Source organism: Rhizobacter sp. P5_A1 (assembly GCF_056400745.1).
Map to the genome: position 1 here is coordinate 73,473 of NZ_JBFUKR010000014.1, position 26,697 is coordinate 100,169.

At 69.1% G+C, this 26,697-nt stretch carries 27 protein-coding genes; 9 read left to right on the forward strand and 18 right to left on the reverse strand.

Annotated features, from left to right (window positions below):
- Nucleotides 1-2 precede the first annotated feature (2 nt).
- From AC1DTW_RS16500 to AC1DTW_RS16550, 11 genes are all read right to left on the reverse strand, one after another.
- Nucleotides 3-470 carry a type IV pilin protein gene (locus AC1DTW_RS16500; protein ID WP_477982347.1) on the reverse strand — a complete coding sequence of 156 codons (468 nt, stop codon included), beginning with the start codon at nucleotides 468-470 and terminating at the stop codon, nucleotides 3-5.
- Nucleotides 471-678: 208 nt separating this feature from the next.
- Nucleotides 679-1,461 carry an SDR family oxidoreductase gene (locus tag AC1DTW_RS16505; RefSeq protein WP_477982348.1) on the reverse strand — a complete coding sequence of 261 codons (783 nt, stop codon included), beginning with the start codon at nucleotides 1,459-1,461 and terminating at the stop codon, nucleotides 679-681.
- Between the two features lie 2 nt (nucleotides 1,462-1,463).
- Nucleotides 1,464-2,387 carry a DMT family transporter gene (locus AC1DTW_RS16510; protein ID WP_477982349.1) on the reverse strand — a complete coding sequence of 308 codons (924 nt, stop codon included), beginning with the start codon at nucleotides 2,385-2,387 and terminating at the stop codon, nucleotides 1,464-1,466.
- Between the two features lie 70 nt (nucleotides 2,388-2,457).
- Nucleotides 2,458-3,297, reverse strand: a complete 840-nt coding sequence (locus AC1DTW_RS16515) for a GNAT family N-acetyltransferase (protein WP_477982351.1) — start codon at nucleotides 3,295-3,297, stop codon at nucleotides 2,458-2,460.
- A gap of 2 nt (nucleotides 3,298-3,299) precedes the next feature.
- The gene (locus AC1DTW_RS16520) at nucleotides 3,300-4,946 is read right to left on the reverse strand and encodes a gamma-glutamyltransferase family protein (RefSeq protein ID WP_477982352.1); all 1,647 of its coding nucleotides are present in this window, start codon (nucleotides 4,944-4,946) and stop codon (nucleotides 3,300-3,302) included.
- A 3-nt stretch (nucleotides 4,947-4,949) separates the two neighbouring features.
- On the reverse strand, nucleotides 4,950-6,464 hold the full coding sequence (locus AC1DTW_RS16525) for a tripartite tricarboxylate transporter permease (RefSeq protein ID WP_477982353.1): 1,515 nt from the start codon (nucleotides 6,462-6,464) through the stop codon (nucleotides 4,950-4,952).
- A 34-nt stretch (nucleotides 6,465-6,498) separates the two neighbouring features.
- Nucleotides 6,499-6,963 carry a tripartite tricarboxylate transporter TctB family protein gene (locus tag AC1DTW_RS16530; RefSeq protein ID WP_477982354.1) on the reverse strand — a complete coding sequence of 155 codons (465 nt, stop codon included), beginning with the start codon at nucleotides 6,961-6,963 and terminating at the stop codon, nucleotides 6,499-6,501.
- A 97-nt stretch (nucleotides 6,964-7,060) separates the two neighbouring features.
- Nucleotides 7,061-8,854 carry a GspE/PulE family protein gene (locus tag AC1DTW_RS16535; protein ID WP_477982355.1) on the reverse strand — a complete coding sequence of 598 codons (1,794 nt, stop codon included), beginning with the start codon at nucleotides 8,852-8,854 and terminating at the stop codon, nucleotides 7,061-7,063.
- Between the two features lie 16 nt (nucleotides 8,855-8,870).
- A complete protein-coding gene (locus AC1DTW_RS16540) occupies nucleotides 8,871-9,665 on the reverse strand; it encodes a class I SAM-dependent methyltransferase (RefSeq protein WP_477982356.1) in 795 nt (264 codons plus the stop codon).
- On the reverse strand, nucleotides 9,662-10,162 hold the full coding sequence (locus AC1DTW_RS16545; protein ID WP_477982357.1) for a DNA-deoxyinosine glycosylase: 501 nt from the start codon (nucleotides 10,160-10,162) through the stop codon (nucleotides 9,662-9,664). The genes AC1DTW_RS16540 and AC1DTW_RS16545 overlap by 4 nt, the downstream gene beginning before the upstream one ends.
- Entirely contained in the window at nucleotides 10,159-10,962 is an 804-nt protein-coding gene (locus tag AC1DTW_RS16550; protein WP_477982358.1) for a TatD family hydrolase, read from the reverse strand. The genes AC1DTW_RS16545 and AC1DTW_RS16550 overlap by 4 nt, the downstream gene beginning before the upstream one ends.
- A gap of 157 nt (nucleotides 10,963-11,119) precedes the next feature.
- On the opposite strand from AC1DTW_RS16550, the gene AC1DTW_RS16555 reads away from it, so the two are divergent.
- The 4 genes from AC1DTW_RS16555 (at nucleotide 11,120) to AC1DTW_RS16570 (ending at nucleotide 15,252) form a co-directional block, all read left to right on the forward strand.
- Entirely contained in the window at nucleotides 11,120-12,136 is a 1,017-nt protein-coding gene (locus tag AC1DTW_RS16555; RefSeq protein ID WP_477982359.1) for a S1C family serine protease, read from the forward strand.
- Nucleotides 12,137-12,159: 23 nt separating this feature from the next.
- On the forward strand, nucleotides 12,160-13,155 hold the full coding sequence (locus tag AC1DTW_RS16560) for an AAA family ATPase (protein ID WP_477982361.1): 996 nt from the start codon (nucleotides 12,160-12,162) through the stop codon (nucleotides 13,153-13,155).
- The gene (locus tag AC1DTW_RS16565) at nucleotides 13,152-14,126 is read left to right on the forward strand and encodes a DUF58 domain-containing protein (protein ID WP_477982362.1); all 975 of its coding nucleotides are present in this window, start codon (nucleotides 13,152-13,154) and stop codon (nucleotides 14,124-14,126) included. The genes AC1DTW_RS16560 and AC1DTW_RS16565 overlap by 4 nt, the downstream gene beginning before the upstream one ends.
- A 70-nt stretch (nucleotides 14,127-14,196) precedes the next feature.
- Entirely contained in the window at nucleotides 14,197-15,252 is a 1,056-nt protein-coding gene (locus AC1DTW_RS16570; protein WP_477982363.1) for a VWA domain-containing protein, read from the forward strand.
- A gap of 1 nt (nucleotide 15,253) precedes the next feature.
- On the opposite strand, the gene AC1DTW_RS16575 is transcribed toward AC1DTW_RS16570, so the two are convergent.
- Nucleotides 15,254-16,822: a Y-family DNA polymerase gene (locus AC1DTW_RS16575; protein ID WP_477982364.1), complete on the reverse strand. Its 1,569-nt coding sequence runs from the start codon at nucleotides 16,820-16,822 to the stop codon at nucleotides 15,254-15,256.
- Between the two features lie 67 nt (nucleotides 16,823-16,889).
- The gene (imuA, locus tag AC1DTW_RS16580) at nucleotides 16,890-17,708 is read right to left on the reverse strand and encodes a translesion DNA synthesis-associated protein ImuA (RefSeq protein WP_477982365.1); all 819 of its coding nucleotides are present in this window, start codon (nucleotides 17,706-17,708) and stop codon (nucleotides 16,890-16,892) included.
- A gap of 168 nt (nucleotides 17,709-17,876) precedes the next feature.
- Here imuA and AC1DTW_RS16585 point away from each other — a divergent pair, with 168 nt between their 5' ends.
- Nucleotides 17,877-18,821 (forward strand): bifunctional helix-turn-helix transcriptional regulator/GNAT family N-acetyltransferase, encoded by a 945-nt coding sequence (locus AC1DTW_RS16585; RefSeq protein WP_477982366.1) that lies wholly within the window; start codon nucleotides 17,877-17,879, stop codon nucleotides 18,819-18,821.
- Nucleotides 18,818-19,222, forward strand: a complete 405-nt coding sequence (locus AC1DTW_RS16590; RefSeq protein WP_477982367.1) for a YchJ family protein — start codon at nucleotides 18,818-18,820, stop codon at nucleotides 19,220-19,222. Before AC1DTW_RS16585 ends, AC1DTW_RS16590 begins: the two co-directional genes overlap by 4 nt.
- 24 nt (nucleotides 19,223-19,246) lie before the next feature.
- On the opposite strand, the gene AC1DTW_RS16595 is transcribed toward AC1DTW_RS16590, so the two are convergent.
- From AC1DTW_RS16595 to AC1DTW_RS16605, 3 genes are all read right to left on the reverse strand, one after another.
- Nucleotides 19,247-19,783, reverse strand: coding sequence for a hypothetical protein (locus tag AC1DTW_RS16595; protein WP_477982368.1), 537 nt, complete (start codon nucleotides 19,781-19,783; stop codon nucleotides 19,247-19,249).
- A gap of 207 nt (nucleotides 19,784-19,990) precedes the next feature.
- On the reverse strand, nucleotides 19,991-21,031 hold the full coding sequence (locus AC1DTW_RS16600; RefSeq protein ID WP_477982416.1) for a WD40/YVTN/BNR-like repeat-containing protein: 1,041 nt from the start codon (nucleotides 21,029-21,031) through the stop codon (nucleotides 19,991-19,993).
- Between the two features lie 69 nt (nucleotides 21,032-21,100).
- The gene (locus tag AC1DTW_RS16605; protein WP_477982369.1) at nucleotides 21,101-21,370 is read right to left on the reverse strand and encodes a MoaD/ThiS family protein; all 270 of its coding nucleotides are present in this window, start codon (nucleotides 21,368-21,370) and stop codon (nucleotides 21,101-21,103) included.
- A gap of 73 nt (nucleotides 21,371-21,443) precedes the next feature.
- Between AC1DTW_RS16605 and AC1DTW_RS16610 the strand changes: the two genes are divergently transcribed.
- From AC1DTW_RS16610 to AC1DTW_RS16620, 3 genes are all read left to right on the forward strand, one after another.
- Nucleotides 21,444-23,099: a 3-(methylthio)propionyl-CoA ligase gene (locus AC1DTW_RS16610; RefSeq protein WP_477982371.1), complete on the forward strand. Its 1,656-nt coding sequence runs from the start codon at nucleotides 21,444-21,446 to the stop codon at nucleotides 23,097-23,099.
- A gap of 6 nt (nucleotides 23,100-23,105) precedes the next feature.
- Nucleotides 23,106-23,987 (forward strand): EamA family transporter RarD, encoded by an 882-nt coding sequence (rarD, locus tag AC1DTW_RS16615; RefSeq protein ID WP_477982372.1) that lies wholly within the window; start codon nucleotides 23,106-23,108, stop codon nucleotides 23,985-23,987.
- Between the two features lie 113 nt (nucleotides 23,988-24,100).
- Nucleotides 24,101-24,253 (forward strand): hypothetical protein, encoded by a 153-nt coding sequence (locus AC1DTW_RS16620; RefSeq protein ID WP_477982373.1) that lies wholly within the window; start codon nucleotides 24,101-24,103, stop codon nucleotides 24,251-24,253.
- A 4-nt stretch (nucleotides 24,254-24,257) separates the two neighbouring features.
- On the opposite strand, the gene ahpF is transcribed toward AC1DTW_RS16620, so the two are convergent.
- The gene (ahpF, locus tag AC1DTW_RS16625) at nucleotides 24,258-25,835 is read right to left on the reverse strand and encodes an alkyl hydroperoxide reductase subunit F (protein ID WP_477982374.1); all 1,578 of its coding nucleotides are present in this window, start codon (nucleotides 25,833-25,835) and stop codon (nucleotides 24,258-24,260) included.
- Nucleotides 25,836-25,939: 104 nt separating this feature from the next.
- The gene (gene ahpC / locus AC1DTW_RS16630) at nucleotides 25,940-26,503 is read right to left on the reverse strand and encodes an alkyl hydroperoxide reductase subunit C (protein WP_477982375.1); all 564 of its coding nucleotides are present in this window, start codon (nucleotides 26,501-26,503) and stop codon (nucleotides 25,940-25,942) included.
- Nucleotides 26,504-26,697 lie beyond the last annotated feature (194 nt).

Below are 26,697 nucleotides of genomic sequence, written 5' to 3' on the forward strand. Positions count from 1 at the left end.
GATCACCAGCCATTGACGCCAGCGCGCGTCTTTGCCCCGTTCGACGAAAGCGTCAGCGCGCCGTCACTCGCCTGTCTCGTGCCGGCGATCGGCGTACCTGTCACGGTGAATGAGGGAGGCGTGGCAGCGTTGTCGCACGCGACGCCAAACGTGTAGTTTGCAGTCACCGCGGAAGGCGTGGTAAGCCCCAAGCCCGCCGTCCCCGGCGTGCCGCAAACCGAGGTCGGTGCGTTCGGGAAGTTGCCGTTGTTCGAGGTGGAAGCCACCGGCGCATAGCCGCGCAGATCGAGAAGAATCTGCTGTTCGCGGCTCGCCGCATCGCTCATGAACTGCTGCGCCGCCGACCGATTCGCCTTGCGGATCTGGCCCCAGTAGGCGGGATAGGCCACCGCGGCCAGGACAGCCACGATCGCAACCGTGATCATCAACTCGATGAGGGTGAATCCGCGCGATCGAGGTTTGAATGACATGGTGACCGATGCCGAAGATTGTTCGTCGGTCGGATTAGATCGGAATCAAAACGTGGGCGGAACGCGCCGGCAGGCGGGAACCGACTGGCGGCCGTAGACGCCCGACGAACGGAGAACCGCGGTTCAAACAGTGCCAACAAATTGACAGTTCAGGAACGCGACAACTCTCTTCGCCGGTCCCTGACCTCGGTCGACAACCCACCCGGGCTCAGAACGTCCCCGGATACGCCCCGCCATCCAGCAAGACGTTCTGCCCCGTCAGATACCCCGCCTGCACGCTGCACAGAAACGCGCACACCGCGCCGAACTCCTCGGCATTGCCGAAGCGCCGCGCAGGGATCGCCTGCTCGCGCGCCTTCCAGGCCGCATCGGGATCCTGCCCGACCTTCGCCGCACCGGCGCGCAAGGTCGTGCGCAGGCGCTCGGTGTCGAACGCGCCGGGCAGCAGCCCGTTGATCGTCACGCCCTTGGCCGCGATGCCGCTGCGCGCCAGCCCGGCGACAAAGCCGGTGAGGCCCGAGCGCGCGCCGTTGCTCAGGCCGAGCACGCCGATCGGCGCCTTCACCGCGCCCGAGGTGATATTGACGACGCGGCCATAGCCACGCGCGGCCATCGCATCGACCGTGGCCTTCATCAGTTCGATCGGCGTCAGCATGTTGGCGTCGAGGGCCTTGATCCAGGCCTCGCGGTCCCACTCGCGAAAATCCCCGGGCGGCGGGCCGCCGGCGTTGTTGACGAGGATGTCGACCTGCGGGCACGCCGCGAGCGCCAGGGCGCGGCCCTCGGCGGTCGTGATGTCGCCGGCGACGCTGCGCACCTCGCCGCCTTTCAGCGCACGCAGTTCGGCCGCGGTCGCTTCCAGTGCCTCGGCGCCGCGCGCGGTGATCACGACGTTGACGCCCTCGCGCACCAGCGCGCTCGCGCAGCCCTTGCCGAGGCCCTTGCTCGCCGCGCAGACCAGTGCCCACTTGCCCTTGATGCCCAGATCCATGCCTATCTCCATTTGGCGAGCAGCCAGATGCCCGCGAGTACCAGCAGCGTACCGGCCGCGATCCAGACCGTGAACGGCTCGCCGAGAATCACCACGCCCATCAGGATCGTCGACAGCGGGCCGATCATCCCGGTCTGCGCCGCGAGCGTCGCGCCGATGCGCTCGATCGCCATCATCACCATCAGCACCGGCGCGAAGGTGCACAGCGTCGCGTTCAGCACCGAGAGCCAGATCACCTCGGGCGCGACCGCGAGCGCGCCGATCGGCCGCAGCAGCAGGAACTGCACGATGCAGAACAGGCAGGCGACGGTCGTTGCGAGGCCCGTCAGGCGCAGCGCACCGAGGCGCTTGACCTCCTCGCCGCTGTAGACGAGGTAGATCGCATAGCTCACCGCGCTGGCGAAGACCAGCGCCGCGCCGAGCGCCGCGTTCGATCCCAGCGACGTGAGCTCGTGGCCGAAAACCAAGAGCACGCCGCAGTAGCTGACGCCGAGCGCGATCAGCTGCCGGCGCGTGACCTTGCGCTTGAACAGCAGCACGCCCATCGCCAGCACCAGCGTCGGGTTCAGATACAGGATCAGGCGCTCGAAGCTGGCGGTGATGTAGGCCAGGCCCGCGAAGTCGAGAAAGCTCGCAAGGTAGTAGCCGGTGAAGCCCAGACCGATGACGACGATCCAGTCGCGCTTCGTCAGCGCCGGCTTGCCACGGCCCGCCCACATCGCCAGCAGCATGAACAGCGGCAGCGCGAACAGCATCCGGTAGGTGATCAGCGTGACCGCGTCGACGCCGTGCCGATAGGCCAGCTTGACGATGATCGCCTTGCCGGAGAACGCGATCGCGCCGAGCGACGCGAGCAGGAGGCCCGGCCAGACCGCGCGGGCGGGGACGGCAGCGACGCGGCCTGCCGTGGTGACGGAAGAAGACATTGCGCTGGATTCTACGGAGCGCCTCGCGTTCGCGCAGCGGCGTGCGCCCGAGGCCTTTCGCGCTTCGAGCTCAGGCCGGACGCGGCGGCGCCTTCTCCAGCTGCCAGGTGCTCGCGCCGCGCTGAAAGCCGAGCGATTCGTAAAGGCCGATGGCCACGTCGCCCGGGTCGGCGACGATCACCAGCGTGTCCAGCTTCATCGCGTCGAAGCCGTGCCGGCACACCGCATGGATCAGCGCCGAGCACAGGCCGCGGCGGCGCCAGGCCGGATGCGTCTCGACATGCTGGAAACGGCCGAGCGCCTGGCCCGGCGCGCGGAACAGGCCGCAATCGGCAACCAGGCGTTCGGCGCCGTCGTCGGCGCGCGCGAAGACGCCGAACCAGTGGCCCATCCCTGCCGCTTCCATCGCCTCGTACCGCATCATCTGGCGCTGCCGGAACACGCGGTACTCGGCTGCAGACTCCGAACGATCCGCGTCGCTGGCGACCTGGAGCTCGACGGCCTCGGCTCGCTGCGCGGGCGAGCGCAGCGCGTCGATGCGGAACTCGCCGCGCAACGCGGCGCGCGGCGCTCGCAGCTGATCGCGGTGCATCGTCAGCACGGTCGACGTGTACTGGGTGAACCCGGCCCGGGCAAAGTCGGCCGGCAGATCGAATGCCTCGCCGTGGTCGATGCCGAACGTGATGTGGCGCGACTCGGGCTGCTTCGCCGCGATCTCGGCCTCGAAGCGCGCGAGCCAGGTCGGCGCATCGCCCTCGCGGGGCGCCGCGCCGAACAGCAGGTAGTTGCCCCACCAGTAGGTCGGATTGCCCGGCGTGCGCACGACCATGTGGTCGGCGTGTGCTGTCACTTCGCCGTCGAAGCGCGCAAAGATCAGGTCGGTGCGCCAGCCGAGCGAGCGCGGCTCCATGCTCAGTACGCGACCGCCTGCCCGTCGCGGCGCGGATCGCTCGCGGCCACGTAGCCTTCGACGGCCGGGTCGCCGAGGCGCCAGATGAACTGGCCGGCGCCGAAATCCTGGTAGCTCTCTTCCATCACCTCGACGCGGTGGCCGAGTGCCTGCAGGCCGCTCTGGGTCGCGGGGTTCATCGCGGCCTCGACGTTGATCTCGAGCCCGGCGTTGAAGCGCCAGCGCGGCGCGTCGCACGCGGCCTGCGGATTCTGGCCGTAGCCGAGCATGCGCACGAGTGTCTGCAGGTGCCCTTGCGGCTGCATGTTCGCGCCCATCACGCCGAAGCTCATCACCGCTTCTCTGGCGTCGCCCTCGCCCCGGGTCAGGAACGCCGGGATGATCGTGTGGAACGGCCGCTTGCCCGGCGCGACGAGGTTCGGGCTGCCCTCGACCAGGCTGAACGCGTGACCGCGGTTCTGCATCGCCAGCCCATAGCCCGGCACGACGACGCCGGAGCCGAAGCCCATGTAGTTGCTCTGGATGAAGCTGACCATCATCCCGCTCTCGTCGGCCGCGCTCAGGTAAATGGTGCCGCCCTTGACCGGGTTGCCGTGGCCGAAGTCCTGCGCCCGCTGCATGTCGATCAGCTTCGCGCGCGAGGCGAGGTAGGCCGGGTCGAGCAGCTGCGCGCTCGTCACTTCCATGCTCGCCGGCTCGGCGACGAAGCGGTAGGTGTCGGCGAATGCAAGCTTCATCGCCTCGATCTGCAGGTGCTGCGAGGCGACGCCGTCGACCGGCATCGAGGCGATGTCGAAGTTCTTCACGATGCCCAGCGCGATCAGCGCGGCGATGCCCTGCCCGTTCGGCGGGATCTCGTGCATGCGGTAGCTGGCGCCGTCCGCGCCAGGGTAGTCCATGCCGATCGGCGCGACCCACTCGGGGCGGTAGGCGGCGAAGTCGTCGGCCGTGATCGCGCCGCCGTTCGCACGCGCATGCGCGGCAGCGGCCTGCGCAATCTCGCCGCCGTAGTAGGCCGAGCCCCGGGTCTCGGCGATCAGCCGCAGCGAGCGCGCTGCATCGGCAAAGCAGAACAGCTCGCCGATGTTGGGCGCGCGCCCGCGCGGCATGAAGGCCTGCGCGAAGCCGGGCTGACGCTCGAGCAGCGGCACCGCCGCGGCCCACTTCTGCTGCACGACGACCGGCACCGCGTAGCCGCGCTCGGCGATCTCGATCGCCGGCGCCAGCAGGTCGGCGAACGGCAGCTTGCCGAAGCGCTCGCTCATCGCGACCCAGCCCGCCACCGCGCCGGGCACGGTTGCGCTGTCCCAGCCGCGCATCGGCGGCGTGCGTGCATCGGCACCGTGCTTGCGCGTGAAGTACTCGGGTGTCCAGGCCTGCGGCGCGCGACCGGAGGCGTTCAGGCCGTGCAGGGTCTTGCCGTCCCAGAGCAGGCAGAAGGCGTCCGACCCGAGGCCGTTGCTGACCGGCTCGAGGATCGTCATCGCCGCCGCCGTGGCGATCGCGGCATCGACCGCGTTGCCGCCGTTCTGCAGCATCCGCAGGCCCGCCTGCGCGGCCTGCGGGTGCGAGGTCGAGACGACGTTGCGGCCGAAGATCGGCAGTCGCTGGCTCGGGTAGCCGCGGGTCCAGTCGAAGGAAGCGTGCATCGACTACAGCTCTTCCTGGAAGGTCGCCTCGCGCTTCTTGCTGATCGACGGCAGCATCACGACGACGATCATCAGCACCGCCGCGGCGAGCAGCCCGGCCGACAGCGGGCGCGTGATGAACGCGGTCCAGTCGCCGCGCGACAGCAGCAGCGCGCGGCGCAGGTTCTCCTCCATCATCGGCCCGAGGATGAATCCGAGCAGCAACGGGGCGCCCTCGCAGCTGAGCTTGTGGAACGCGTAGCCGATGAGCGCGAAGAGCGCGGTCAGGTAGACGTCGAAGGTGTTGTTGTTCAGCGTGTAGACGCCGATGCAGCAGAACAGCGTGATGGCCGGAAACAGGAACTTGTACGGCACGGTCAAGAGCTTGATCCAGATGCCGATCAGCGGCAGGTTCAGGATCACCAGCATCGCATTGCCGACCCACATCGAGGCGATCAGGCCCCAGAACAGCTGCGGATTGCTCGTCATCACCTGCGGGCCGGGCTGGATGCCCTTGATCGTCATCGCGCCGACCATCAGCGCCATCACCGCGTTCGGCGGGATGCCCAGGGTCAGCATCGGGATGAACGAGGTCTGCGCGCCGGCGTTGTTGGCCGACTCGGGGCCCGCGACGCCGCGGATGTTGCCCTTGCCGAAGGGCACGTCGCCGGGGCGCCCCTTCATCTTCTTCTCGAGCGTGTAGGCCGCGAACGAGGCCAGCAGCGCGCCGCCGCCCGGCAGCACGCCCAGGATCGAGCCGAGCGCGGTGCCGCGCATCACGGCGGGCCAGGCGTCGTGGAAGTCCTGCTTGGTCGGCCACAGGCCCTTCACGTCTTTCGTGAAGACCTCGCGGTGCTCGGCGGGCTGGCCGAGGTTGGAGATGATCTCGCCGAAGCCGAACACGCCCATCGCGATCACGACGAAACCGATGCCGTCGGTCAGTTCGGGGATGTCGAAGCTGTAGCGCGCGGTGCCCGAGATCACGTCGGTGTTGATCTGCGCCAGCAGCAGGCCGAGGATGATCATCGCGATCGCCTTGATCAGCGAGCCCGATGCCAGCACGACGGCGCCGATCAGGCCCAGCACCATCAGCGAGAAGTACTCGGCCGGGCCGAACTTGAACGCGAGCTCGGTCAGCGGCGGCGCGAATGCCGCGATGATGACCGTGCCCACGCAACCCGCGAAGAACGAGCCGAGCCCGGCGGCGGCGAGCGCCGAACCCGCGCGCCCCTTGCGCGCCATCGCGTAGCCGTCGATCGCCGTGACGACCGACGACGATTCGCCCGGCACGTTGATCAGGATCGCGGTGGTCGAGCCGCCGTATTGCGCGCCGTAGTAGATGCCGGCGAGCATGATCAGCGCCGGCGTCGCGTCGAGCGCGTAGATCGAGGGCAGCAGCATCGCGATCGTCGCGACCGGCCCGAGGCCGGGCAGCACGCCGATCAGCGTGCCGAGCACGCAGCCGAAGAACGCATAGAGCAGGTTCTGCAGCGTGAAGGCGACGCCGAAACCGAGCGCGAGGTTGTGCAGGAGATCCATGTTGGAGGGGGTCCGGTAGGCGGTTCGGTGCGGCTCAGCCGCCCATGAAGGCAGGCTTCAGCGGGATCGTCAGGTTCAGGCCCCAGATGAAGATCACCCAGGAGCCGGCAGTCAACACGATGCTGTTGGCGATCACGCCCTTCCAGCTGAACTCGTCGCCGGCGAAGCTGACCATCACGATCAGCAACGGGATGGTCATGAACATCCCGAGGCGCGGCAGTGCGAGACCGAACACGGCGATCGACACGACGATCACGGTCAGCGGCCGCCAGGCGATGTGCCCGATCGGATCCCCGCCCTCGGTCTCGATGGTCAGCGACTTGAACAGCACGATCGCCCCGAGGATCGCCATCAGTACCGACAGGATCAGCGGGAAGTAACCTGCCCCCGGTTTGGCCGAGCTGCCCATCGAATAGTTGGTCGCGCCAACGGCGAAGGTCACGCCGACGACGATGAACATCAGCCCCGAAACGAAATCGCGTTGACTCTTGACTTTCACGTTTGCTCCGTGCCTTTGGTTGCGGCAGATTCTAGGCACCCGCCCCGGGACGGGCGGATGTGGTTTACGCGTACCGGCCGCGGCGCCAAACCGTGCTTCAACTTTCCCAGGCCGGCGTCGCGCGCAACACCTCGTCGAGCGTCGTCACGCCTTCGGCGACCTTCATCGCGCCGGCCAGGCGCAGCGGGCGCAGGCCGTCGGCAAGCGACTGCTGGCGCAGCTTCGCCGCATCGGTCACCGGGTGGATCGCGGCGCGCGCCGCGTCGCCGATCATCAGCAACTCGTAGAGTCCGGCGCGGCCGCGATAGCCGGTCATGCGGCACTCGAGGCAACCGACCGGCTTGTACGGCTTGACGGCGCCGGAGAGCCGCCACGGCTTGACGATCTCGTCGAGTTTCTCGCGCGTGACGCCATCGTCGGGCTGCTTGCAGCTCGCGCACAGCGTGCGCACCAGGCGCTGCGCGAGCACGCCGATCACCGTCGAGCCGATCAGGTACGGCGCAACGCCGAGGTCGATCAGCCGCGTCACCGCCGAGGCCGAGTCGTTGGTGTGCAAGGTGCTGAACACGAGGTGGCCGGTGAGCGCGGCCTGGATCGCCATCTCGGCGGTCTCGAGATCGCGGATCTCGCCGACCATGATGATGTCCGGGTCCTGGCGCATCAGCGCGCGCAGGCCCTCGGCGAAGTTCAGATCGATCGCCGGCTGCACCTGGGTCTGGTTCAGTGCCGGCTGGATCATCTCGATCGGGTCTTCGATCGTGCAGACGTTGACCTCGTCGGTGGCGAGGCGCCGCAGCGTCGAATACAGGGTCGTCGTCTTGCCCGAGCCGGTCGGCCCGGTCAGCAGGATGATGCCGTGCGGTTGCGTGACGAGCGCCTCCCAGCGCTTGCCGTCGTGGCTGCCGAACCCGAGTGCGTCGATCGACTTGACGGTCGTGTCGGGGTCGAAGATGCGCATCACCATCTTCTCGCCGAACGCGGTCGGCAGGGTCGAGAGCCGCATCTCGACCTCGTCGCCCGACGGGTTGCGCGTCTTGATGCGGCCGTCGAGCGGACGACGCTTCTCGACCACGTCCATGCGGCCGAGCAGCTTGATGCGCGCGATCATCGCGTTCATCACGCCGGGCGGCAGCTGGTACACGGTGTGCATCACGCCGTCGATCCGAAAACGAATCACGCTGCGCTCGCGGCGCGGCTCCAGATGGATGTCGGAGGCGCGCTGGTCGAACGCGTACTGCCAGAGCCAGTCGACGACCTGCACGACACCCTGGTCGTTCGCATCGAGCTGCTTGTTCGTCTTGCCGAGCTCGACGAGCTGCTCGAAGCTCGCCAGCGCCGAGGTCTCGCCGGTCTTGATCGCGTTGCGCACCGAGCGCGACAGCGTGTAGAACTCGGTCGTGTAGCGCGCCAGCTCGGGCGGACTCGCGACGACGAGCTTCACGGTCTTGCGGGCATGCGCCTCGATCTCGGGCACCCAGCTCAGGTCGAGGGGCTCGCAGGTCGCGATCGTGACCTCGGCGAGGCCGACCGTCAGCGGCAACGCGCGGCGCCGCTCGGCATAGGTGATCGACATGATCTCGGCGACGCGGCCGACATCGACGCGCAGCGGATCGATGCGCAGGTACGGCAGGCCGCAGCGGCCGGCGAGCCATTCGGTCAGCGCCTCGATGTCGAGCGGCCTGGTCGTGCCCTGCCGCACCAGGTTGACGCTCGCGATGCGCACCAGCGGGTGCTGCGCGCTCTGCCCGCCGGCGAAACGGCGTGCGGTCTGGTCGGCGTCTTCGGCGCTGATCAGGCCATCCTCGCGCAGCCATTGCAGCAGCGGGCGCCACTCCAGCTTGCCGGCGTGGGGAGAGAGGCTAACGGCGGGCTTGGCGGGAGCAGCTTTCATGCGCACGGGGGTGTCTCTAAGGTTCGACCGCTTCGGCGGCAGCCGGCGCCAGCGGCCGGATCATGCGAAGCCATTTCTTCGCCGGCAGCTTGAACCGGCGCTCGATGTTATCCGCGCGCCGCAGCAGCGCGGCGCGATCCGGCATCGGCGTGTGCTTGCAGGCCACGACGATGCTGTTGCCCTCCTTCGTCGGCCGCAAGGCCCAGACCTGCGCCTCGCCGAAGGCCGCGGCGATGCGCGCGGCGCTGCGCTCGAAGCTGGCGTCGCGGCCGAACAGGTTCACGGTCATCACGCCACCGTCGACGAGCACACGCTCGCAGTCGCGATAGAAGTCGGCACTGTCGAGCACCGGGCTCGCGGCGTCGTGGTCGTAGAGGTCGACGCACAGCGCCTGCACCGAATCGATGCGCACCGGGTCGGCGACGAACTCCGCGGCGTCCATGTTCAGTACCTCGAAGCGCGCCGAATCGACCGGCAGGTGGAACCAGAGCCGGCAGGCATCGATCACGCTCGGGTTCAGCTCGACGGCAGTGCAGCGCATGCGCAGCGTGCTGTGGCAAAAGCGCGTGATCGCCGCGGCACCGAGACCGAGCTGCACCGCGTGGCCGTGGGTCAGCTCCTCGGCGGGCCGCAGCAGCATCCAGACCATCATGCGCTGGATGTATTCGAGCTCGAGCGCGAGCGATTTGCGGATGCGCATCGCGCCCTGCACCCACGGCGTGCCGAGGTGCAGGTAGCGCACGCCGTCGGCCTCGGAGATCGTCGCGGGTGCGAGTTCGGGTTCGTCGTTCCGGCGGCGCGGATTCTTCATGCGACTCCATGTTCTTCGAAGACGGCGCGCCAGGCCGCGAGCTTGCGCTCGAAACTCCAGCTCGCGTTCGCCGGGCTGGTCGAGGGCAGACGGTGCACCGGCAGGCCGAGCGCGCGCGTCACGCGCATCGCGCGGGCCGATTCGCCGCCGTTGTGGGCGATCGCCTGCAGCTGCGGTGCACGCCGCGTCAGGCTCGCGAGGTCGTTGAGGCGGGCGTTCTCGATCGCACTGTCGAGGCTGCCGATGCGCTCGCAGCTGGCGTAGACATCCCAGATGCCGAGGCCGTGCGCGCGCACGGCGGCGATCCGCTGCGCATAGCTCGCTGCCCTCAGATCGAGCTGCCACAACGCGGCCAGGACCGGCCAGAAGTGATTGCGCGGGTGGCCGTAGTACTGCTGCGCCTGCAGCGACGCGACACCGGGAAAGCTGCCGAGCACGACCAGGCGCGTGTTCGCGTCGACCACCGGCGCCAGGCCTTCGAGGACAAGTTCGCTCACGTGAGGCCCGGCAAGGCCGCTCGAGTGTTCGCCGATGTCAGTTCGGCAAGCGCCGGTAACGACAGCCCGCGCAGATCGGCCAATGTCTGCGCGATGCGCGGCAACTCGGCCGGCTCGTTGCGCGTGCGGGCGCCGGCCGCGCGCTGCGCGGCGGTGCGGTAGAGCCAGTGCGGCGGGATGTCGGGCGCATCGGTCTCGAGCACGAGCGCCTCGGCCGGCAGCGTCTGCGCGAGCCGACGGATCTGCAGCGCGCGCTCGAAGGTCATCGCGCCGCCGAAGCCGAGCTTGAAACCCAGGCCGACGAAGGCCTGCGCCTGCTGCTCGCTGCCGTTGAACGCGTGTGCGATGCCGCCGCGCACCTTGACGGCGCGCAGGTGCTTCAGCAACGTATCGGCCGACTTGCGCACGTGCAGGATCACCGGCAGCTCGAACTCGCGCGCAAGCTCGAGCTGCGCGACGTAAAAGCGCTCCTGGCGCGCCCGGTCCAGCCCTTCGATGAAGTGGTCGAGGCCGATCTCGCCGACCGCGACCAGGCGCGGGTCGGCGCGGTGCGCGGCCAGCATGTCGCGCAGGTGGCGCAGGTCGTCGTCGCCCGCTCGCCCGACGAACAACGGATGGATCCCCAGCGCATAGGCAAAGTCGTGGCGGTGCGCGAGCTGCCGCACCGTGTCGAAGTCGAAGCGTCCGACGGCCGGCAGCACGATCTGCGCGACGCCGGCGGCGCGGGCGCGCGCGACGACCGCGTCGCGGTCGGCGTCGAACTCGCTCGCGTCGAGATGGCAATGGCTGTCGATCCACATGGCCGCGATGATGCACTGCCCCGGCACGGGCCTCGGCACCCCGTTCGCTGTGACAGGTTTTGTGCCGCGTGCTACTGTAGCGACGCGGTGGGGCGAGGGCCTGCTTCGTGCGACTGCCGCGATGGATCGGATCAGACGTTCACCCGGGATCCAGACGATGAAGAAGGCACCGCTCTACAGTCGCTCACGCCCGCTCGCCCGGGCCCCCGACGACGCCGCCGCGGTCGGGGCCGCGGCAACCGAGACGACCGACGGCGCGCCCGCCTCCAGCCGCGTTCCCCCGGCCACGCGCCGCGGGCGCTTCAAGGCGATGCTCGTGCGCCATGAACGGCGCTTGTGGGCCAGCGCCGTGCTGTTGCTGGTCGCCGCCGGGCTGGCACTGAACAGCGGGATGGCACCGCGCACGCCGGCGCTGACGATGGCGCAGATCGACACCGCGATGCGCAAGTCGATCGAGGAGAAACCGCTGGCTTCGCCGGTCGCGGCGGCCTATGACGCGGTGCTGCCGTCGATCGTGCGTGTCGTCGGCCTGATGACCGAGGGCGACGACGGCAGCGACCGCGACGAAAGCAAGGAGGCGAAAGACGCCAAGGACGTCAAAAGCGGCAAGGACGCCAGGCCTGCCCGCACGCCGGTCGAGCGCGGCGTCGGCACCGGCGTTGTCATCATCGACAACGGCACGATCCTGACGAACCTGCACGTGATCAACGGTGCCAAGCGCATCAAGGTCACGTTCATGGACGGCACCGAGTCCGACGCGGTCGTGATCAGCATGCAGCCCGAGAACGATCTCGCGGTGCTGCGCGCGAAGACGATTCCAGACGATCTCGAAGCCGCGACCTTGCGCAGCACCGGCGATCTTTCGCCGGGCGACCAGGTGGCGGCGATCGGCTTTCCGTTCGGCATCGGGCCTTCGGTATCCGCCGGCGTGGTCTCGGGCCTGAAGCGCGAGTTCCGCTCGCCCGAAGGCCGGCAGACGCTGACAAACCTGATCCAGTTCGACGCCGCGGCGAACCCCGGCAACTCGGGCGGGCCGCTGGTCACGATGGACGGCCAGGTCGTCGGCATCGTCACGGCGATCCTGAATCCCTCGCAGCAGCGCACCTTCATCGGCATCGGCTTCGCGGTGCCGATCGAGAACGCGGCCGCGGCCGTGGGCATGCCGCCGTTCTGATTCGAAACTCCAGGGCCTCCCGAATGGACCACAGCGTCAACACCAGCAGCGCACACGCCTCCACGCTGATGGAGCAGATTCTTTACGAGGTCAAGCGCGTCGTCGTCGGGCAGGATCACTTTCTCGAACGCGTGATGGTTGCGGTGCTCGCGCAGGGCCACCTGCTGGTCGAGGGCGTGCCGGGGCTGGCGAAGACGCTGACGGTCAGGACGCTCGCCGCCACCCTGCGCGGCACGTTCAAGCGCATCCAGTTCACGCCCGACCTGGTGCCGGCCGATCTGGTCGGCACGCGCATCTTCAACCCGCGCACCGGCGAGTTCTCGACCTCGCTCGGCCCGGTCTTCACGCACCTGCTGCTGGCCGACGAGATCAACCGCGCGCCCGCCAAGGTGCAGAGCGCGCTGCTCGAGGTGATGCAGGAGCGCCAGGTCACGATCGCCGGCGAGACGCACAAGGTGCCCGAGCCGTTCCTGGTGATGGCGACGCAGAACCCGATCGAGACCGAAGGCACCTACCCGCTGCCCGAGGCGCAGGTCGACCGTTTCATGATGAAGGTGCTGGTCGACTACCCGAGCGAGGAAGAAGAGTTCGTGATCGCGCAGCGCGTGACCGGCGCGGCCACCGTCGTCACGGCCGTCGCCAGCATGGGTCAGCTCGCCGAACTGCAGCAGGAATGCCGCAAGGTGTATGTCGACCCGTCGCTGATGCAGTACGCCGTCAAGCTCGTCAGCGCGACGCGCCGCCCGGACCGCTACGGCCTGGCCGAGCTCGCGAAGTACCTGAGCTACGGCGCGAGCCCGCGCGCGACCATCGGCCTGATCGAGGGCGCGCGCGCGCTGGCCTTCATGCGCGGGCGCGGCTACGCGCTGCCCGAAGACATGACCGGCCTGGTCGGCGACGTGCTGCGCCACCGGCTCGTGCTCTCTTACGAAGCGCTCGCCGACGGCCTGAGCGCCGACGCGATCGTGCAGCGCGTGATGAAGAAGATCCCGGTGCCCGACAAGCCGCTCGAGCCATGACAACCGCCCCGACGAGCCCGACCGCCGAGGCGCTGCTCAGGCGCCTCGAGTGGACGGTCATCCGCCGCCTCGACGGCCTGCTGCAGGGCGACTACCGCACGCTGTGGCGCGGCGCCGGGCTCGATCTGGCGGATCTGCGCGAGTACCAGCACTTCGACGACGTGCGCCACATCGACTGGAACGTGACCGCGCGGCTGCAGCAGCCCTATGTGCGCCAGTTCACCGAAGACCGCGAGCTGACCGCCTGGTTTCTCGTCGACCTGAGCGCGAGCGTCGACTTCGGCTCGAACGAACTCACCAAGCGCACGCTGGCGCGCGAGTTCGTCGGCGTGCTGGCGCGGCTGCTGACGCGTCACGGCAACCGCGTCGGCGCGCTGCTCTATGGCACCGAGGTCGACACCGTGCTGCCGGCCGGCAGCAGCCGGGTGCACGTGCTGAACCTGCTGCAGCGCATGGCCTCGCGGCCCGAACAGAGCCCGACCGGCGCCACCAACCTGCGCGACCTGCTCGCCGCCGCGCATGGCATCGTGCGCCGCCGCAGCACCGTGTTCGTCATCTCCGACTTCATCAGCGCGCCGGGCTGGGAGCAGGCGCTGGCGCAGCTCGCGATGCGCCACGAAGTGACCGCGGTGCGCCTGTTCGATCCGCTCGAGATGGAGCTGCCCGACCTCGGCCTGGTCACGATGCGCGACGCCGAGAGCGGCGAAGAGCTCGTCGTCGACACGCATGACCGCGGTTTCCGCAAGCGCTTCGCGGCGGCCGCGCAGCAGCGCGAGACGGCGCTGCGCGAAGGCCTCGCGCGCGCCGGCGTGGACACCCTCGAACTGTCGACCGACGCCGACCTGATGGACGGAATCCTGCGCTTCGCCGAGTTGCGCAAGCAGCGCAGCCGGCTCGCAAACTGGAGCGGCAGGCCGGGCCGTGCGGATGTCGGCGGGCATCTGTCGGCCTGGGCCGGGGCATCGACATGAGCCTCGCCCGGCCGCCCGTAGAGGCTCATTCCCGCCCGGCGGGACCGGCCGTAGGCCGAAGGGTGCACCAATGAACGATCTCCCGTTCAAGCTGCCGTTGACCTTTTTGTGGCCCGAGATGCTGTGGGGGCTGATCGCGCTGCCGCTGCTCGTGCTGCTGTACGTGTGGCTGCTGCGCCGGCGCAAGAAGAGCGCGCTGCGCTTCGCCAGCCTCGGGCTGGTCAAGCAGGCGATGAGCAAGGGTCTGGCGTGGCGCCGCCATCTGCCGCCGGCGCTGCTGCTGACGGCGATGGCGGCGCTGCTGGTCGCCGTGGGGCGGCCGGCCGCGGTCATCACCTTGCCGTCGGCCGAGAAGACCATCGTGCTGGCGATCGACGTCTCCGGCAGCATGCGCGCGGCCGATGTGCTGCCCGATCGCATGACCGCCGCAAAAGAGGCCGCCAAGGCCTTCGTCGCCGAGCTGCCGCGCAGCGTGCGCATCGCGGTCGTGCAGTTCGCCGGCACCGCCGCGGTCGTGCAGGCGCCCACGCTGAGCCGCGAGGACGTCGTCGCCGCGATCGATCGCTTCCAGCTGCAGCGCGGCACCGCGATCGGCAGCGGCATCGTGCTGTCGCTGGCCACGCTGTTCCCCGACGCCGGCATCGACCTCTCGCAGATCACCGGCCAGCGCGAGATGCCGCCGGCGCCGGGCGACAAGCCGCGCCCACCGTTCACGCCGGTCGCGCCGGGCTCGTACGGCTCGGCCGCGATCATCCTGCTGACCGATGGCCAGCGCACGACCGGCCCCGACCCGGTCGAGGCGGCGAAGATGGCCGCCGACCGCGGCGTGCGCGTCTACACCGTCGGCATCGGCACCAAGGAAGGCGAGACGATCGGCTTCGAGGGCTGGTCGATGCGCGTGCGGCTCGACGAAGACACCTTGAAGAACATCGCGAACCTGACCCGCGCCGACTATTTCTACGCCGGCACCGCGGCCGACCTGAAGCAGGTGTACCAAGGCCTGTCGACCCGACTGATCGTCGAGAAGAAGGAAACCGAGATCAGCGCGCTGTTCGCGGCCGCCGGCGCCTTGCTGGTGGTGCTGGCGGCAGGCTTGTCGGTATGGTGGTTCGGCAGGGTCGCCTGATTCAGCCGAACCGGCCTTGCAGGAACCACGCGAGGCGCGAGCCCGGCACCGGCACGCGCTCCCGGAAGATCCACAACAGCGCGCCATCGGGCAGCTGCGCGATGTAGTAATCGCGCTGGACGAGATCGGCGTCCCACCAGCCGGATTCGATGCGCTCCGGGCCGCTGAGCAATTGCAGCGGCTGGCCATCGAGCAGCGGGCCGCGCTCGCCGAGAAGCTCGCACTCGGCCAGCGCCTCGGGGCGCTGCAGCAGCCAGACCGGGCGCACCAGGTTGCTGCACACGGCGGATGAAACGCGGCGGCCGGCGCTGCCTTGCGCGCGCGCCGGGCGCATCTGCGCGTCGGCCAGGCACCACGCGGTCGCGCGCTCGGGGCGATGGTCTTCACGCGCCTCCAGCCGCAGCACCTGCTCGCGCCCGAGGCGCGCCTGGAGCCGCTCGATCAGGCGGATCAGGCCCTCCTGCTCGCAGGCCGGCGTCGGAAACAGCTCGGTGTTGGGCGGCGCGCGGCGCGCGATGTCTTCGGCGTGCAGGCGCAGTTCCAGCGTCGGTGCGGGCAGCTGCAGTTGCGCCAGCCGTTCGCGCAGCAGCAGCCGCAGGTGGACGCTGTCGCGCGAGGGCTCGGCAAGCGCGATCGTCAGAGCGGTGGTCTCGGCGCCGGGCGCATCGCGGCGCGAGCGCCGCTCGTGCGCCATCACGAGGGTGAAGCGGCGCACGAAAGCGTGCTGCGCCGACAGCCACGCCACCAGTCGCGTCAGCAGCACCGTGGCGCCATGCAGCAGCTGCTCGGTGGTGTCGGCACGGGCGAAGAGTTCGAGCCGGCTCTCGAACGCGGACGGCAGTGCGAGCGGCTCGCGCGGATCGGGGCGGGCGCCGGTCGCGCGATCGAGCTCGCTCAGCACGACCGGGCCGAAGCGGCGCGCGAGGCCGTCGCGCGGCACGCGCTTCAGATCGGTCAGCGTGCGCAGGCCCATGCCCTGCAAAGCCTCCCAATGCACGCGGCCGGGGCCGAGCAGCCAGACCGGGGCACGCTCGAGCGCGCGGCAAGTGGCGGCGAGGTCGGCGCAGTTCAGCCTGGCGTGCACGCGTGCGAGCAGCGCGGCGCCGAGCGCGGTGCTCGCGCTGACGATGTTCAGCCGGTGCCCGAGCGGCACGAGCGCAGCCTGCAGCCGCTGCAGCAAGGCGGGCAGGCCGCCGAAGTAGCGCAGGCTGGCCTGCACTTCGAGCAGCACGGTGTGGGGCGCGGCATCGGGCGCGCCGGTGGCTGCAGCATCGCTGGGCGGCTGGATCACGACCATCGGCGTGAACGCCAGCGCCGCGTGCGCGACCGCGGTCAGCGCCTGCGCATCACGACCCGGATCGGCCAGCCCCAGCGTCAGCTGCGGCGCCAGCGCCAGCGCGGTGGCGCACTTGAAGCCGGGCCTGACACCGAGCGCGCGGGCCGGGGCGTTGACATCAAGGATCGAATGCGTGTCCAGCAGCGCCAGCGGCTGATCGGCGGATTCGTGCGGCAGCGTCGCCGCGAACGATTCGAGCGACAGCTGCGGCAGGTGCAGAGCGATCCAGAGCACGGTGAAGAAGGTTCTGACGATGCGCCATGGATCGCATGCTGCGCTTCAAGCGGCCCGCGAATTGCAATCAGCCGGCGGCGAGGTTGACGAAGGTCGCGGGGTGCAGGCCGATCGGCTGCGTCGACACGGCCGTGGCTGCGCCTGCCGGCTCGAGGCCCGCCTGCGCACGCTGCTGCGCCACCTCGGACAGCACCGGCGGCAGCGCGAGCCGCACCGGCGCATCGAGCGGCGGGCCGCGGCGTTTCAGCACGCGCACCGCGAGCGCATCGGCGCCGCTGGCGCGCAAGGCCAGGCGCAGCGGCGCGGCCGTGGGACGCTGCGCCGCGCTCATCTCGCAGAACACGAAGGCCGGGCCGTCGTGGGCATGGGCGGCCAGCTGCAGCCGGCGCAGGCGCTCGGCCCGCAAGCGCGGCGGCAGCCACGCCAGCACGGCGCCGACATGGCCGCTCTTGAGCGCCTGCTCCAGCGCCCACAGGCTGTCGGTGCCGGGGATCACGCGGGTGCGGGTGTTGACGATCAGCAGTTCCTCGACCTCGAAACCGAGCTGCGCAAGTGCCGTGGCCGACAGCGTGGCGGGCGGATCGAACAGTATCACCAGCCGACCGGCGTTCTGCGTCGCGACCAGGCTGGGCGCGAGCAGACGGATCTCGCCGACGCCCGGATGCGGCAACAGCAATTCGGTCAAGGCCCGGCGCGGCCAGCCGGCGCCGGGCAACTGCGCATCGAGCGCCGCGAAGCCGCTCGTGACCGCCGCATCGCCATGCCGGGCCAGCTGGTGACCGAACCAGAGCGTGGGATGCAGGCTCTCGGGGCGGATCGGCGCCGGGCGGGCGACAGTCGCGGCCTCGGGCAACCCCGAGGTGGGCGCCAGCGCTGGATCGACCACGTGCCTGTACAGTGCTCGCGCGGCGTGCACCGCCGGAAGCGGTGTCGGCGGTGCGAAAGCAGGCAGCGAGTCCATTGAAAGACTGTACGTTTATACAGTTCATTGCGCAAGCTCAGGGATTTCCCAATTGATTGCTTTTGGCAATCATCTGCGGAAGAATCGACCACCATGCTCGACACCCGCATCGAAACCGTCCGCCGCTTCAACCGCTTCTACACGCGCCGCATCGGCGCGTTGCACGAAGGTCTGCTGGACTCGACGTTCACGCTCACCGAATCGCGTCTGCTCTGGGAACTTGCGCACCACGATGCCCTGACCGCGACCGAGCTCGCGCGCGCGCTCGACCTCGATGCCGGCTACCTCAGCCGCCTGCTGACCGGCTTCAAGGAACGCGGACTGATCCAGGGCACGCGCTCGAAAGACGACGCGCGCCAGCAGCACCTGCGCCTGACCCCCGTGGGGAAACGCGCGTTCGCGCCGCTCGACACGCGCTCGCGCGACGACATCGGCGCCTTGCTCGCGACCCTGACCGAAACGCAGCAGCAGCAATTGCTGCAGTCGATGACGGGCATCGAGCAGCTGCTTGGCGAATCGCCGGCACGCGGCGCACCCGCCACGCTGCGCCCGCATCGCCCCGGCGACATCGGCTGGGTGATCTCGCGCCATGGCGCGCTCTATGCCCAGGAGTACGCGTGGGACATCGGCTTCGAGGCGCTCGTGGCGCGCATCGCCGCCGACTTCATCGAGCACTTCGACCCCCAGCGCGAAGCGTGCTGGATCGCCGAGCGCGACGGCGCGCGCCTGGGCAGCATCTTCCTGGTCCAGGCGCGCGACGACAGCACGCGCGCGCCGATCGACGGCACGGCCCAGCTGCGCCTGCTGCTGGTCGAACCCGCGGCACGCGGCCTCGGCCTCGGCCGGCAACTGGTCGACACCTGCACGCGTTTCGCGCGCGAAGCGGGCTATCGGAAGATCATGCTCTGGACCAACGCCAACCTGTTCGCCGCGCGCGCCATCTACCGCCAGGCGGGCTATGTGCCAACGCACAGCGAGTCGCATCACAGCTTCGGCCACGACCTCGTCGGCGAGACCTGGGAGCTCGCGCTGGCATGACGCCGCTGCCCTGCCCCTGCCGGACTCTTGCGACACTCGGCGACGCCCTGCCCTATGAAGCCTGCTGCGGCCGCTACCACGCCGGCCCGCTGCACCTGCTGGCGCCGAGCGCCGAGGCGCTGATGCGCTCGCGCTACAGCGCCTTCGTGCTCGACCGTCTCGACTACCTGATCGCGACCTGGCATGCAAGCACGCGCCCGGCGTCGCTGGCGCCCAATCCGCCGGGGCTGAAGTGGTTGGGTCTGGAATTGCGGCGTCACACGCCGATCGACGCCGACCACGCGACGGTGGAGTTCATCGCCCGCAGCAAGCTCGGCGGCCGCGCCGAGCGCCTGCACGAACTCAGCCGCTTCGTGCGCGAAGAGGGCCGCTGGTACTACGTGGACGGCGACGCGCCCTGAGCGCAGTCTCGGCCCGGCGCTTCCTCAGGCGAATTCCTGCCGCACCGTCGCCGACATCAGCCGGCGGATGATCCAGCCCAGCAACGCGCAGCCGACCAGCGTCATCAGCACGGCCATCACGCGCGCCGCGGTCACGAAGCCGCCGAACACGCCCATCGCCTGCTGCGGGATCGCGACGCTGTTCAGCGTGTTGCTGACCACCGACTGCACGACCTCCTGCTGCAGCCACAGGCCGAGCAGGTTCGCGAAGATCGCCACCACCAGCAGCACGATGAAGCTGCGGCGCGCCCAGTCGAGGCGCATCAGCAGGCCGATCGCCGAAGCGAGCGTGGCCAGCGACATCACCAGGCCGATGCCCACGACCCACGGCAGGTAGCCGATCAGCAGCCCGGTCAGCAACGGCAGGCGCGCGGTCGCCACCTGCAGTCCCGGCATCAACGACGCCACCGCCGCGTTCTGCACCAGTGCCGAGATGCTGGTCAGTGCCGCCAGCACGATGAACACCCAGGCGGTGGCGGTGACGAACAGCGAGCGGGCTCCAACGTTGTAGGTTTGCGGCATGGCAGATCCTTGGCCGGAACAGTGTGGCGCCTGTCCGGTGCAGCGGAGCTCGCGACGACGGGCTCAACGCATGCCGCAATTTTCGGCCGCTCTATGTGACAACACATCCCTCGCATGGGGGTCGCCCCCACGTTCGTCGTTCGGATGTGCGGTGTTCGCCACACTCGCGTGAGCGGATGTGAGTCGCGCGCGCCGCGCTCGCGATCGTCAGTCGAAGCGGACGGCGTAGATCGGCGGCAGATGCGCCTGCACCATCGCCCATCGATCGCCGCCGTCGTCGCTCGCCCACAGGTTGCCGGTCGTGCTCGCCATCAGCAGCCGGCGACCGCTTGCGTCGACAGCCAGGCCGTGGCGATAGACCAGGTCGTAGCAGTGCTCGGCAGGCAACCCGCGGCCCAGCGTCTCGAAGCTGCGCCCGCCATCGCGCGTGCGGTTCACGACCAGCGCGCCGCCGACCGGCACGCGCTGCTGATCGGCCACGCCAGGCACGAACCACGCGGTGTCGGCATCGTCGGGATGCACGGCGGTCGCGAAGCCGAAGCTCGACAGCGGCGCGCCGCGCACCTCCTGCCACGAGCGCGCGTTGTCGCCCGAGCGCCAGACGCCGTTGTGGTGCTGGCACCAGAGCACGTCGGGCTGCGCGACGCAGCGCACAATGCGATGCGGGTCCTGCGTGTTCGGGCTCTCGGCCTGGTCGGGCGGCATGTAGGCCGCGTGCATGCCGTCGGCCTGCAGCCGCCAGCTCGCGCCGTCGTCGGTACTGACCCAGGCGCCGCCACAGCTGATGCCGACCAGCAATTCGCCCGGCCGCGCCGGATGCGGGCAGATCGAGTGGATGCCGGGCACGTCGTAGCCGCCGCCGAACCACTCGGCGCGGCCGGGCTGGTTCCAGAGCGACTCAACCAACCGCCACGACTCGCCGTTGTCGTCCGAACGGAACAGGCCGCCCGGCAGCGTGCCGGCCCACAGCGTGCCGCTTGCCGCACCGGCCTCGAGCGACCAGATCTGCACCAGCTTCCAGGCCACGCCGGCGACCGGCTCGCCGTCGGGCTGCGGCGGGTAGGCGGGCGTCGGCAGCTCGTGCCACGTCGCGCCTGCGTCGTCCGAGGCGTGCAGCTTGACGCCGAAGTGGCCGAGGTTCAGCGCCGCGAGCATCCGCCCGGAGGCCTGCGGCGGCAGCAGCATCGACACCGGCTCGCCGAGAAAGATGACCCGCTCGATCGCCCACGCGCCGCCGCGCTGGCGCATCTCGAACAAGCCCTTGCGGGTCGCGACCCAGGCGCGTTGTCGGTCGATCACGGTCGCCTCCTCGTTGGTTCAGCCGCCCGACAGCGCCTGCATCACATGCACCCGGCTGTCGGGCCGCAGCGGGTCGTCGAGCCTGATGCGCTCGGCGCAGCGTCGGCCGTCGACGAAGGCGACGACGTTGCCGCGCAGGTGCCCCTGGTCGTCGAGCACGTAGCCGCGCAGTCGCGGGTTCAGCGCGAAGGCGGCGTCGAGCGCGGCGCGCAAGGTCTCGACCGGCGCATCGACCTCGGGCGTCTCGGTGAAGCGCCGCAACTGTTGAGTGAAAACGATGCGTGCCATCGGCGCCATGATGCCGCGCGGCTGCGCCACAATCAATCGTGAACGCCCTGCTCAAGACTACGGAGACAACGACATGAACGGTTTGATGATGCAGCAGCCGCTGCTGATCTCGTCGCTGCTGGTGCATGCCGAGCGCCACCACGGCGACCAGGAAGTGGTCTCGCGCCGCACCGAAGGCGACATCCACCGCTGCACCTACCGCGAGCTGGCCGCGCGCTCGCGCCGCATGGCGAATGCGCTCGGCAAGCTCGGCGTCAAGCCCGGCGATCGCGTCGCGACGCTGGCCTGGAACGGCTATCGCCACATGGAGCTGTACTACGCGGTCTCGGGCTCGGGCGCCGTGCTGCACACGCTGAACCCGCGCCTGCACCCGGACCATGTCGTCTACATCGCCGACCACGCCGAAGACCAGGTGCTGTTCTTCGACATGACCTTCCTGCCGCTGATCGAGGCGATCGCCGGGCGCGTCAAGACCGTCAAGGCCTTCGTCGCGATGACCGACCGCGCGCACATGCCCGATCCTTCCAAAGGCGACAGCAAGATCCCGAACCTGCTGTGCTTCGAAGACCTGATCGATGCGAGTGACGACCGCTTCGCATGGCCGGACTTCGACGAGAACCTCGCCTCGTCGCTGTGCTACACCAGCGGCACGACCGGCAACCCGAAGGGCGTGCTGTACAGCCATCGTTCGACCGTGCTGCACACCTTCGCGATCGCGCTGCCCGATGCGCTGAACGTCTCGGCGCGCGACGCGATCCTGCCGGTCGTGCCGATGTTCCACGTCAATGCCTGGGGCCTGCCGTACGCGGCCTGCATGATGGGCGCGAAGCTGGTCTTCCCCGGCGCCGGGCTCGACGGCAAGTCGCTCTACGAGTTGTTCGAGACCGAACGCGTGACGATCTCGGCCGGCGTGCCGACCGTCTGGCAGGGCCTGCTCGCTTACGTCGAGGCCAACGGGCTGAAGTTCTCGACGATGCGCCGCACCGTGATCGGCGGTTCGGCCTGCCCGCCGGCGATGATGAAGGCGTTCGAAGAGAGCTACGGCGTCAACGTGCTGCACGCCTGGGGCATGACCGAGATGAGCCCGGTCGGTACCGCGGCGGTGATCAAGGGCAAGCATGTCGATCAGAGCTCGGAACAGCGCATGGCGGTGCAGAGCACGCAGGGCCGCGTGGTGTACGGCGTCGACATGAAGATCATCGGCCCGGAAGGCGAGAGCCTGCCGTGGGACGGCAAGACCTCCGGCGAGCTGCTGGTGCGCGGGCCGTGGATCATCTCGAAATACTTCAAGGACGAAGGCGGCAACCCGCTGATGGTCGACGAACAAGGGCGCGGCTGGTTCCCGACCGGCGACGTCGCGACGATCGACCCCGATGGCTACATGCACATCACCGATCGCAGCAAGGACGTGATCAAGTCCGGCGGCGAGTGGATCGGCTCGATCGACCTCGAGAACATCGCGATGGCGAACCCGAAGGTCGCGATGGCCGCCTGCATCGCCGCGAAGCACGCCAAGTGGGACGAGCGGCCGCTGCTGATCGTCGTGAAGAAGCCCGGCGTCGAGCTGACGCGTGACGAGCTGCTCGGGTTCTTCGAAGGCCGCATCGCGAAGTGGTGGACACCCGACGATGTCGTCTTCGTCGACGCGATCCCGCTCGGCGCGACCGGCAAGATGCTGAAGAACCGGCTGCGCGAGCAGTACGGCGACAGCCTGCTCAAGAAGGACTGAGCGCGCTTGCATTCCGGCATCGTCTATGCCGCCCTCGCCTTCACCTGGTGGGGGCTGTTCCCGCTGTACTTCCGCATCGTCGCGACGGTGGCGCCGGGCGAAGTGCTGGCGCACCGCATCGTCTGGTGCCTGGTGCTGCTGCTCGGTCTGCTCGGTGCGCGCCGCCAGTGGGGTTGGCTCGGTGCGGTGCTGCGCCGCCCGAAGGTGCTGGGGGCGTTCGCCGCCAGCGCGCTGCTGCTCTCGGCCAACTGGCTGACCTACATCTGGTCGGTCAACAACGGCCACGTGGTGGACGCGAGCCTGGGCTACTTCATCACGCCGCTCGTCAACGTGCTGCTCGGCTACAGCCTGCTGCACGAGCGACCGCGCCGCGCGCAATGGGCCGCGCTGGCGATCGCGGGGGTCGGGGTGTTGTGGCTCACGTTGCAGGCCGGCAAGCTGCCGTGGATCGCGCTGGTGCTGGCCGCGACCTTCGGCTGCTATGGGCTGCTGCGCAAGGTCGCGGTGCTCGGCGCGCTCGAAGGACTGACGCTCGAGACGCTGCTGCTCGCGCCGTTGGCGCTCACGGCGCTCGCGGTCTGGTCCGCGAACGGGCAGTCGAGCTTCCCGGCGCCGGACCTGCTGACCAACCTGTGGCTGGTCGCGCTCGGCCCGATCACCGCGGTGCCGTTGCTGCTGTTCGCCGCGGGCGCGCGGCGCTTGTCGATGACGACGCTCGGCCTGGTGCAGTACATCGGCCCGTCGATCCAGTTCGTGCTCGGCATCTGGATCTTCCGCGAGCCGTTCACGCCGGCACGGCTGATCGGCTTCGGGCTGATCTGGCTCGCGCTCGCGATCTACAGCCTGGACGGTTGGCGCGTCGGGCGGCTCGCCTCGGCGGCGGCCTGAGCGCACGCCTCACCCGACGCGGCGACGCGAATCCGTCCGACAGACGATCGCGAGACGATGGTCCATGTTCGGAAGGCCTGTCGACCATTCATCGGACCCAGGAGTAGCGCACGATGATTCGCAAACTCGCATCCGGCCAGTACCGCCTCTACTCGCGCAACCCCGACGCAAGAACCGGCAAGCGCCGAAATCTCGGCACCTTCGACTCGCTCGAACAGGCGAAACAGCACGAGCGCGAAGTGCAGTACTTCAAGCGCCACGGATAGGTGACTACGCCGCCACCGGCTCCGGCGCCGACGTGCGGATCAGGTGATCGAACGCGCCGAGCGCGGCCTTTGCGCCGTCCCCGGTCGCGATGATGATCTGCTTGAACGGCACGGTCGTCACGTCGCCGGCCGCGAACACGCCCGGCAGCGAGGTCTGGCCGCGCGCATCCACGACGATCTCGCCATGGCGCGACAGCTCCAGCGTGCCCTTCAGCCACTCGGAGTTCGGCACCAGCCCGATCTGCACGAACACGCCCTCGAGCTCGACCTGCCGGGTCTCGCCGCTCGCGCGATCGACGTAGGCCAGGCCGTTGACCTTGCCATCGGCGCCGGTGATCTCGGTCGTCTGCGCCTGCGTGTGAACGACAACGTTCGGCAGGCTCCTCAGCTTGCTGACGAGCACCGCGTCGGCGCGCAGCTGATCGCCGAATTCGAGCAGCGTCACGTGGCCGACGATGCCGGCCAGATCGATCGCCGCCTCGACGCCCGAGTTGCCGCCGCCGATCACGGCGACGCGCTTGCCCTTGAACAGCGGGCCGTCGCAATGCGGGCAGTAGGCGACGCCCTTGTTGCGGTATTCCTTCTCGCCGGGCACGTTGACCTCGCGCCAGCGCGCACCGGTCGACAGGATCACGGTCTTGCTCTGCAGCGTCGCACCGTTCGCCAGCTGCACACCGATCAGGCCGCCGGGGTCCGCGGCCGGGATCAGCTTCTCGGCGCGCTGCAGGTTCAGGATGTCGACGTCGTAGCGCTTCGCGTGCTGCTCCAGCGCCGCAGCGAACTTCGGCCCGTCGGTCTCGAGCACCGAGATGAAGTTCTCGATGCTCATGGTGTCCATCGTCTGGCCGCCGAAACGCTCGGCGAGGATGCCGGTGCGGATGCCCTTGCGCGCCGCGTAGACCGACGCCGCTGCGCCCGCCGGGCCGCCGCCGACGATCAGCACGTCGTAGGCCGCCTTCGCGTCGAGTTTGGCGGCATCGCGTGCCGCGGCACCGGTGTCGAGCTTGGCGACGATCTCTTCGACGTCCATGCGGCCCTGACCGAAGTGTTCGCCATTCAGGAACACCATCGGCACGGCCATGACTTGACGGTCGGCCACTTCTTGCTGATAGAGCCCACCGTCGATCACGACACTCTGCACGCGCGGGTTCAGCACCGCCATCAGGTTCAGCGCCTGCACCACGTCCGGGCAGTTGTGGCAGGTCAGCGACATGTAGGTCTCGAAGCGAAACTCGCCGTCGAGATTCCTGATCTGCTCGACGAGCTCGGCCTCGATCTTCGGCGGGTGCCCGCCGACCTGCAGCAGCGCAAGCACCAGCGAGGTGAACTCGTGCCCCATCGGGATCGCGGCGAAGCGGATGCGCGGCGCCTCGCCGACGCGGTTCAACGTGAACGACGGCTTGCGGGCATCGGTGCCGTCCGCCTTCAGCGTGATCTTGTCGCTCAGCGAGACGATGTCCTGCAGCAGGCCATGCATCTCCCGGGCCGCGGCGCTGTCGTCCAGCGACGCGGTGATCTCGAAAGGCAGCTTCACGCGTTCGAGGTAGGCGCCCAGTTGCGCTTTCAGGTTTGCGTCCAACATCGTGAAGCTCCTTGCTTCATTGAAGAGGCTCGGGCCAGCGCCGGGCCGCCCCAAGCGGCCCGGGCACCCGCCTGGCGGGTGGTGGCGTACTCGCCACCGGGTGCTCAGATCTTGCCGACGAGGTCGAGCGACGGGGTCAGCGTGGCCGCGCCTTCGGTCCACTTCGCCGGGCAGACTTCACCCGGGTGCGCCGCGACGTACTGCGCGGCCTTGACCTTGCGCAGCAGCTCCGACGCATCGCGGCCGATGCCGTTGTCGTGCACTTCCATGACCTTGATGACGCCTTCGGGGTTGATCACGAAGGTGCCGCGCAGCGCCATGCCTTCTTCCTCGATCAGCACCTCGAAGTTGCGCGAGAGCGCTTGCGTCGGGTCGCCGATCAGCGCGTAGTTGACCTTCTTGATCGCGTCCGAGGTGTCGTGCCAGGCCTTGTGCGCGAAGTGGCTGTCGGTCGAGACGCCGTAGAGCTCGACCCCGAGCTTCTTGAACTCGGCGTGGTGATCGGCCAGGTCTTCGAGCTCGGTCGGGCAGACGAAGGTGAAGTCGGCCGGATAGAACATGAAGACAGCCCACTTGCCCTTCAGCGTGTCTTCCGTGACGGGAATGAACTTGCCGCTCTGGTAGGCAGTTGCGGAGAAAGGCTTGACTTGGGTGTTGATCAGGGACATGGGTACTTCCTTCAAGTGGAGGGGTTGGGAATTGCGCTCACCGGCCAATGTTAAGCTATTGATATTAAGCTTTTCATTGAAATAGACTATTCACAAGATAGGCCAACAACGATCTCGGTCGCACGGCGTGTTTCAATCACGGCCTTTTGCCTGCCACCCGTGATGTCCCTGCGACCTTTCCGCTTCACTTCGCT